Below are 635 nucleotides of genomic sequence, written 5' to 3'. Positions count from 1 at the left end.
ATTTAATCTTTCAAGAAAATATGCCATAGCTTATTTAGAATACCTAGATAAAGATGAAAGAGTTCAAAAAATCAATGAAAAAAGATTTTTAAAAACAAACATTTAATTTAATATTATAAAATTAAAAATAAATTTAAAAAGGATATAAATGATGAAAAAAATTGCCTTAGTTTTAATCACTGCAAATTTAGCTTTTGCGGCTAGCAATGCTCAAATTAGTGATTTTTATTCGCAAAGTATTAAAGCTCAATTTCCCGATGCAAAAATAAATATTGAAAAAAGAGAAAAAGCAGGTGATACTGGTTTTGATAGTGTAATTTTAAGTGTTGAAATTGATGGTTTAAAACAAGAAGAAATTCTTTTTACAAAAGATGATATTATAGTTCCTGATATTATCGATTTAAAATCAAAAATTTCTTATCGTCAAGAATATGAAATGAAAAAATTCCAAGATGCTAGGGATAATTTTATTAAAAATGCTAAAGTAGTAGCAGAAAAAGAAAAAATGGTTATTAAACTAGGAGATAAAAATAAACCTGCAATTTATGTTTTTACAGATCCTGAGTGTCCTTATTGTAGAGAACATTTAAAAAATATTGATGAAGAACTAAAACAATATCAAGTAAATCTTATAA

At 23.6% G+C, this 635-nt stretch carries 2 protein-coding genes; both read left to right on the top strand.

Features of this window, described 5'->3' with window-relative positions:
- Window positions 1–106, top strand: a 106-nt coding sequence (locus tag JG677_RS08490; RefSeq protein WP_200286212.1) for a SelB domain-containing protein, incomplete at its 5' end; no start/stop codon positions are given.
- 45 nt (window positions 107–151) lie between these two features.
- Window positions 152–635: hypothetical protein (locus JG677_RS08485; RefSeq protein ID WP_200286210.1), on the top strand; the 484-nt coding region annotated here is incomplete at its 3' end.

The organism is Campylobacter sp. TTU-622, from assembly GCF_016598965.1.
GTDB lineage: Bacteria > Campylobacterota > Campylobacteria > Campylobacterales > Campylobacteraceae > Campylobacter_D.
The sequence above is the reverse complement of the archived record's forward strand: the minus strand, read 5'-3'. Positions and strand labels throughout refer to the sequence as shown.